Origin of the sequence: Lacticaseibacillus zeae DSM 20178 = KCTC 3804, assembly GCF_000260435.1 — a bacterium.
GTDB classification, from domain to species: Bacteria; Bacillota; Bacilli; order Lactobacillales; family Lactobacillaceae; genus Lacticaseibacillus; species Lacticaseibacillus zeae.
The window spans coordinates 73687-81687 of the sequence record NZ_BACQ01000077.1; the positions used below are offsets into that span (position 1 = coordinate 73687).

8 protein-coding genes are annotated in these 8001 nt (G+C 46.5%); 6 read left to right on the forward strand and 2 right to left on the reverse strand.

Annotated elements, in window-relative coordinates:
- Window positions 1-92 precede the first annotated feature (92 nt).
- Together GSO_RS14435 and GSO_RS14440 are read left to right on the forward strand one after the other, a co-directional pair.
- Window positions 93-788, forward strand: a complete 696-nt coding sequence (locus GSO_RS14435; protein WP_010493571.1) for a response regulator transcription factor — start codon at window positions 93-95, stop codon at window positions 786-788.
- Window positions 785-2077: a sensor histidine kinase gene (locus tag GSO_RS14440; protein WP_010493573.1), complete on the forward strand. Its 1293-nt coding sequence runs from the start codon at window positions 785-787 to the stop codon at window positions 2075-2077. The genes GSO_RS14435 and GSO_RS14440 overlap by 4 nt, the downstream gene beginning before the upstream one ends.
- A 122-nt stretch (window positions 2078-2199) precedes the next feature.
- Here the strand turns inward: GSO_RS14440 and GSO_RS14450 are convergent, their stop codons facing one another.
- On the reverse strand, window positions 2200-2580 hold the full coding sequence (locus GSO_RS14450; protein ID WP_010493575.1) for an iron-sulfur cluster biosynthesis family protein: 381 nt from the start codon (window positions 2578-2580) through the stop codon (window positions 2200-2202).
- A 96-nt stretch (window positions 2581-2676) separates the two neighbouring features.
- The gene (locus GSO_RS14455; protein WP_010493577.1) at window positions 2677-4164 is read right to left on the reverse strand and encodes a PucR family transcriptional regulator; all 1488 of its coding nucleotides are present in this window, start codon (window positions 4162-4164) and stop codon (window positions 2677-2679) included.
- A gap of 186 nt (window positions 4165-4350) precedes the next feature.
- Between GSO_RS14455 and GSO_RS14460 the strand changes: the two genes are divergently transcribed.
- From GSO_RS14460 to GSO_RS14475, 4 genes are read left to right on the forward strand one after another with little or no spacing between them, the layout of a single operon-like run.
- Complete coding sequence (locus tag GSO_RS14460) at window positions 4351-5211, forward strand: SDR family NAD(P)-dependent oxidoreductase (protein ID WP_010493580.1); 861 nt, start codon at window positions 4351-4353, stop codon at window positions 5209-5211.
- Window positions 5212-5240: 29 nt separating this feature from the next.
- The gene (locus GSO_RS14465) at window positions 5241-6086 is read left to right on the forward strand and encodes an acetoacetate decarboxylase family protein (RefSeq protein ID WP_010493581.1); all 846 of its coding nucleotides are present in this window, start codon (window positions 5241-5243) and stop codon (window positions 6084-6086) included.
- Between the two features lie 45 nt (window positions 6087-6131).
- Entirely contained in the window at window positions 6132-6791 is a 660-nt protein-coding gene (locus GSO_RS14470; protein WP_010493583.1) for a nitroreductase family protein, read from the forward strand.
- Between the two features lie 50 nt (window positions 6792-6841).
- A complete protein-coding gene (locus GSO_RS14475; RefSeq protein ID WP_010493585.1) occupies window positions 6842-7948 on the forward strand; it encodes an alpha-hydroxy-acid oxidizing protein in 1107 nt (368 codons plus the stop codon).
- The last annotated feature ends 53 nt before the right edge of the window (window positions 7949-8001 follow it).

Here is an 8001-nt window from a genome sequence, read left to right on the forward strand (position 1 = left end):
ATAGTGGTTGAGGTGATCGGCCCTAACACATTTGCTGGCGCAGACTTCTAAGTGCGCCAGCTCACGCTCACTCAAATAATTAGGAGTAAAAAATGACGGTTAAACCAAAAATTCTTGTCATAGAAGACGATCCGGATTTGAATGAAAGCATTGTTGACTTCATTCGGGACTTTGCCGAACCTGAAGCCGCGTTAACCGGGGCGGATGGTTTGTATCAGGCGGAGGAAGGCGTGTTTGATGCGATTATTCTGGACATCATGCTGCCGGAATTAAATGGCTTCGACTTGCTCAAGCAGTTGCGCGCCAAGCAGGTGAAAACGCCGGTGCTTATTTTGACGGCTAAGGATGCACTTGCCGATAAGTTGCGCGGGTTTGAATTAGGCGGGGATGATTACCTCACCAAACCGTTTCACCGCGAAGAACTCATTATGCGGCTCAAGGCGTTGTTGAAACGCACTGGACACTTTTTTGATGCTGATGGCTTAACTGCTGGGCCATACGAAGTGTATTTAAATCGCCATGAGGTGCTGATCAATGGGCAACCCGTTTCGTTAAATGGTAAGGAATTCGACTTGCTCGTGTATTTGCTGCAGAATCAAAAAACTATTATCACGAAAGATCAGATTTTCGATCGACTTTGGGGCTTTGACTCCGAAACCGCTGTGAGTGTGGTCGAAGTTTATATGTCGAACTTACGCAAAAAGTTAAAACCGCTGAAAGTTGACGGCTGGATTAAAACCATTCGCAATGTTGGCTATATTTTTCAAGAACCGGAGGGCCGTGAATGAATGCAGATAAAGGAATTAAACGGCAGCAACGGCGCTTATTTATCGGCCAGCTGCTGAGTTTCGCCGGACTTTTCCTGGTGCTGGGATTGATCGTCTTTTTTCTGTATGAACGCTCGGTTTATCAAGATATTGACCATACGTTAGAGCAGCAAAAGACCATGATCATCAAACCGGCAACAGGGATGACGACGCCCAGCGCGCCACGGCAGCCGGGAGGGAGTCGGCCGATTTCGTTTCGGATGAATATGGTGGTCTTCAATAAAAAAGGCAAAATTATTAATCAAGCCATGCTGGGCGAACGCTTTTATGCGTATTTCAAGAAACTGAAATTGGATCGGCAGGCGCTTAACAAACTACAGACTTTAGCGACCTCGACCGGCACGTTTCGGACATTATTGGTCAAAGTGCCGCAGACGGCCGCTGATCCACAATATGCCGGGCATTATGTATTGATTTTGCAGAACACCGATGCCCAGGAAGCAGCTATTCGCTCGTTTCGGCAGGTTTTGATTGTGACGATTATTTTATTCTGGGCGTTGGCATTGGGGTTATCTTATTGGTTATCGACGCGGGCAATGCGGCCGATTGTGCGGTCGTGGCAACGGCAACAGGATTTTGTTGCGGATGCCGCCCACGAACTGCGAGCACCGCTGGCCGTGATTCAAAGCAAACAGGAATCTCTGCTGACAAAACCGCAAGCGACCATTATCGATGAAAGCGAAGCGATTGCGACTTCGTTGGGCGAGACCAAACGTTTGCGGCAATTGACCGATGATTTGTTGACGATCGCCAAGGCTGACAGCAACACCATCGAAATCGAGTTAACTGACCTGCGATTTGATCAGGCTTTAGCGCCACAGCTGGCGTCTTATCATGACATTGCCAAAAGTCAGGACAAGTCCTTTACGACCAAGCTGCCGCCAGATGGCCATGCTTGGTTTGATGCAGCTCGGATCAAACAATTGCTGGTGATTCTGCTAGACAATGCCTTCAAATATACGCAAGCAGGTGATTCAATTTGGGTCGAAGTCACGCAAGCGCCGCGGGATTGGCAGCTGATTGTCGGCAATTCAGGGCCGAACATTGCCGATGCTGATAAGTCCCGAATTTTTGAACGCTTTTATCGCGAAGATGCTTCGCGCAGCCGGCAAACTGGCGGCAGTGGCTTGGGATTGGCCATCGCCCGGTGGATTGTGACGATTCATCATGGTCACATTGAAGTCAAAGACGTCCATCCCCACGGTGCCTTATTTGTTGTGACGCTACCAAATAAGCCGCGTGGAGCTTAATTGCCAAATGATGGCAAACGAAAAGCAGTCGTTCCGAAGCTTGAAATAGCTTTTGGAACGGCTGCTTTTAAATTTCAGTCACTTTTTAAACAACGTTTGGTGACAAAATCCTGATACGACGATTAACGGGCTGGATTATTGCGAACCCCATTGGCTTCCGTGAAGTCGATAAAGCCCATGTTCGTATCAATATCGCCGCCATCACCGCTTAAAATCAACGTATTAAGTGTCTTATTAAAGTGAACGTTCATATGCGCATTTAAATCTTCTTGTGAGTAACCCTTGATCAGAATCGGCCCGAGGTTGCTATCAATTTTCGTATCATAGTCGGTTGCCGGATCACTGGCTTTGACCACATTCAGTGAAAACTGCACCTGCATATGAATCATAGCGTGTTGTGAATAAGGACCAACGCCGTCTTCAAAGGTCAAAAGCAGTTTCTTGTCCGGATCCAAATGCGGCTTGATCTTGTCGATGGCACCTTCGTCAAAATGAATTTGCATGCAATCAACTCCCTTCGCCGTAAACATAGGCTGATTAGGAAGCAAAAGCAACTGATTCGACTCGGTAATTGGCTCAACGACGCTGTGGATGCGGTGTTACTTGGGGTGGTGGGTGAGGAGTTGCCGATGTTCTAAATAGCGCCGGACCTTAAAGCTGGCACCGAGCTTAAAACAGGTTTCAGCGTCTTTTAGATCTAGTCCAGTCAACTCGCTTATGTGATTAAGACGATAGCGCAATGTATTGAAGTGAATGTAAAGGTGTTTTTCGGTGTGAGTAAGATTTTCACCATATTCAAGATAGGCATCCAGCGTCCTCACTAATTCGGTTTTGTTGTCCGCATCGTAAGCCATTAAAGTTTTGACCGCGGGATTGATGAAAAAAGGCAGAATTTCGACGTGGTCTACCTGCGCTAACAGTAAATCAAAGAAGGCATCTTCACAAAAAACAACCGGAGTGTGCGGCAGTTTGAGTTTAGCGGTTCTGCGGCAAACCGCGTAGGCTGCAATCGTGTCTTCTGGATGCGTATATTGATTCGAAACAATCAGGCGGCAGTCTGCGCGATTGGCAACATCGATTAACTTGGCTTTGAATGGGTAGCTATTATAAGTTGGTAAATCGATTGAAATAAGTACTAAACAATGATGGTGGTAGATAGTGATGAGCACCTGGCTGAAGAGCGGTGTTAGGAGATACTTTAGCCGTTCTTTCAAACTTGCCAGGGACTGACCGGCTTGCGGTTCAGCTTTGATTAAGACCATACTCGCAGGCAGTGTTGCATTTTCACGTGCAAATTGAGCGGCAAATGTTGTGGTTTGCTGCTCAGTTAACAACATAGTCAGCAAGTAATCACGTTTGGAAGCTGCAGTTGGCATGACCCTATTTTTGACCAGCGAGCTGATAATGACTTTTATTTGGCCGTTTACTTTTGCAATCTGGATGGCATTGATAGCTGTCGTTAGCGCTGGCATGATCAGATACCCGAGCGCGTCATTGTGATATGCGAGTGGCAGAAAGAGCAAAGGAAGATGAAGGCCATTGCTGGTGGGCATTATGATCTGGGAACTGTTTGAGACAACATGAAGATGCTTGAGAGGTAGAGACAACTGGCTAGCGTTCAAGACTGTTGTAAGTTGCTGCCGATTAGCAGGGTTGGGCACTGCTTTTAAAACGACTTGGCCTAGAAGGTTAACGATGACTAACGGATTATTTAGTGCACGGGCACTTTGGTCAAAAATCGTTTTAAAATCGACGGTGATCGCTTTAATTGCCAACTGAGTTAGTTGATCTTGCAATTCAGCTGTTGGTGCTAATAAACTGCTGGCGCGATCAAAGAGTTGTGTCAGCTGCTCCGCAGAGGCATTTGGCAATTGCGCACAAGTGACTGGCTTGATGCAGCCGTCAAGATAGACGGTCATTTGTATTTTGTTTTGCGGTGAAACAGTAACGTGAATAACATCAGATGCGCCTTTGCTAACGGGTATTGGATCTAGATACATGTTGGTTACTTCAGGGTTCGCCGCAATATTATTAACGATAATGGGCATCGTCGTTTCAAGTCGATGCAAAAAAGTTTTTAGTTTCATGTATTTTCCTTAAAGTGCAGCATATCCACACTTTTGACAATTGGCAAAAGCTGACAAAACTACTTGCTCATTCCTGTGCAAACTACCTCTTCATCATACTTTTTGAAAGCGCTATCGTAAAGGCGTATTCGGAAATGCGAATATTACGATTTGCTTTTTAAGAAAGTCATGAGGAGGTTGTTAACATTGAAAGAATTTAAAGGCAAAGTCATGTTCATTACCGGCGCTGCTCACGGATTTGGTCGGGTGATTGCCGAGGAAGGTGCTAAGCGGGGGATGAAGCTGGCCTTGGTCGACATTGACGATGCGTCACTTAACGAAACTTATCAAATGGTGATTGCCCTAGGTGCAGACGCTATCATGGTTCCAGCTGATGTGACCAAAGAATCGGCAGTTAATGGAGCGATTGACCAAACGTTACAGGCTTTTAAACAAATTGATTTACTGATTAATGATGCTGGTATTGCTTTACCTGGTCGGATGTGGGAATTGCCAACGCGCGATTGGGAATGGATCCTGCACGTCAATGTTATGAGCCAGGTTTATGCCATGAAGCGAATCATTCCAATTATGATGGCACGGAAAACGCATGGCGCTATCCTGAACGTTGCTTCGATTGCCGGACTGGTTGACACGCCAGGAATGCCTGCCTACCACGCTAGTAAGTTTGCTAGTGTCGGTTTGACCGAGGCGACAGCATACGACTTACAACGGGCAGGAGCCGATATTGAGATGCATGTCATGTGTCCGGGTTTTGTCCAAACCGATCTTTACCACACAGAACAACATCGTCCTAAACAATACAGCGATCCAAGTGACCCTTACTATCAAAGTGAAGCGTTTTTGAAAGGGCAGCAATTTGCCAAGTACGTGATTACGAACGGCATGCCAATTGATACTATTGCGGCGACCGTTTTCAAAGCACTTGAAGACAATCAGTTCTATATTCTGACCCACCCGCAATTCAATCCACTGATTTTGGATCGGGTTAATCGCATTGTGAAGCATGGTGCGCCAGATGTTCACGTAATGGACGGCATTATGTAACTTGTGCTTTTTGAAAGGAGTCGTTAAACATGTCGAGCTATGTTGTGTCACAGACAGACGTTAAGAATTTTCTGAATTTGCCAAGCATGAATGACCAAGAAGGGATCAGTTTTGCTTATGCTACCGATGAAAAAGTACTAGCTAAACTCATTCCGAAACCGTTGAAATTGGTTGCACCGATTGTTTGCGGATATGTAGTTCATATGGGGAAACCCAGTTTTGGTGGACCTTATCTAGAACAAACACTATTTGCGCTCGTCAGTTATCAAGACAAAATGGTAGGTTCCTATCCTCTAACATTGCTGTTACATGGTCCAGGAGCCGAAGCAGGATTGGTTGCCGGACGTGAAGGCGCAGGTATTCCAAAGAAGCTGGCAGATCACATCGAACTACGGCGCAATGACAACCAAGCAACTGCTTCAGTTGACCGCCATGGGAAAACCTTGTTAACGGTGGACTGGGAAGCAGGAGACGTAAACGATCCGTCAATACTGAAAACTTTTGGCAGCCAGTTTGCGTTGAACAAACCATCAGAAATGAATAGCTTTTTCTTCAATTATGATCTGAATCAAGACGATCAGGGAGCGAATCACTTTACGAACGTTGAGTTGGTTGCGACGCAAATGCAGTCACTCGCTGATCGTGTTGAACCCGGTAAGTTGAAAATTAAAGTCGATTCAACTGAAGATGATCCGTTTGGCGAACTGCCGGTTCTCAAACCACTCGGGGCAATGTGGTACCATTTTGCAACATCAACGATGGTCAAAACGCTGCATCTAGACCAAGTCGATGCTGAAAAAACAGCTCCTTACCTAATCACAGGTCGTTATGACCGCAGCATGATGAATCCGTTAGCGACCACCTATATTATTTGAATGAAAACGATTAATATATTTATATAAGAAATGAGGTAATTTAAAATGACAGACACAGTAGCAGCACCAAAGTTAACGAACAACGATTTGGCCAATGTGATGTTTGACCGCCATTCAGTGCGGAAATTTGATTCCAACGTCAAGATTAGCCGAGATGAACTGCAAGAGATGATCAAGCAGGCAACCACCGCACCCTCGGCATGCAATCTGCAATCGTGGCATTTTGTCATCATCGATACACCGGAAGCAAAAGAAAAATTGAAGAAAGCGGCCATGAAGTTCAACTATCCGCAAATCGATACGAGTTCAGCCATTATTTTTATCGCAGGGGACACGCAGTCGCACGAAGTCTATCGCGATGTCTGGACTAAAGTTTACGAAGCCGGCAAGATCAGTAAAGAGAAACTTGACCAGATTTTCAATACGTTCTTACCGCTTTACGAACATGCTTCACCAGAGTTCCTGACCTTGGATGCAACGATTGATGGCGCGATGGTCGGCATGCAACTGCTTTTGCTGGCGCGTGCTCACGGCTATGATGCCAATCCTTGGTCTGGTTATGACTTTAAAACCATCATTCCGACGTTGGGACTGGATCCGAAACGGTTTGTGCCGGTCATGGCGATTGCAATCGGGAAAGCAGCGGAAAAACCACTGAAAACCGACCGTTACGATGTCAATCAGTTAATTGACTACTTGGCATAAGTCGTTGACAAACCAAACGATCCGATCTCAAGGGAAAAGAGGAACAAACAATGATTGATGCAGTTAAAACCGATCCTTTCGGTGAAGTAAACGCAATTGACGTGTTGGATCTGGCAAGTCTGGAAGGCCGTGCAGAGAAGGTGCTCGGTCGTGGCGAATTTGGCTACATTAGTGAAGGTTCCGATGATGGCTATACAATGCGCCGGAATACCACCGCGTTTCAAGATGTCGAGATGCTCCCACGTGTCTTACAAGGCGTTGAAAAACCAGATCAGTCAACAACCTTCATGGGCGCTAAGCTGGCTTCGCCGTTACTAACGGCCCCCATTGCCGGAAACACGCTGGCCCATTCGAGCGGTGAACTGGGTTTGGCAAAAGGCGCAAAAGAAGCCGGCATTATGATGTCACAAAGTACTTTTGCCTCCAAACCCATTGCCGAGACTGCTGCAGTCAGTGATGGTGCGCCATATATGTTTCAGCTATACATGCCAAAAGACTGGTCATATTGCGAATACTTGCTCGATGAGGCCAAAAACGCTGGTGCTTTAGCAATTATTTTGACAGCGGATTCAACGCTGGGTGGATATCGCGAAAAAGACGTCATGAATCACTATCATCTGAAAGGTCGGTTAGCTAATCTGGAAGGCTATAATAGCGGTCAAACCGGTGTCGGCGCAGGTGGGTTGTTCAAAGAATCCATGCAAAAACTGGATTTGGCACTTATCGACAAACTTGCCAGCTACTCAGGCTTGCCCATTATTATTAAAGGCATTCAGCATCCTGATGACGCCGTTGCGGCCATAAATGCAGGCGCGGCAGGAATCTATGTCTCCAATCATGGTGGTCGCCAGCTTGATGGAGCACCTGGAGCGATTGAGCAGTTGCCGGCGATTGCGGCTGCGGTCGATCATCGGGTACCGATTATCTTTGACGGCGGCGTGCAGCGTGGAACGCATGTGCTCAAAGCCTTGGCACTTGGCGCAGATCTTGTCGGCGTTGGCCGGCCATTCAGTTATGGTTTGGCGCTTGGCGGCTGGCAAGGCGTCAAGGCAGTCGCCGATCATCTGAAAATGGAAATTAATATTGCCATGCAGCTAACCGGATGCCAAACGATTGAGGATGTTAAACGAATGAAAATTAAGACGCGCTTTGCTTAATTGATTAGCTGGGCCCTTTGTTTCAGGCGTCAGCAAACACGTTTAGATGAACA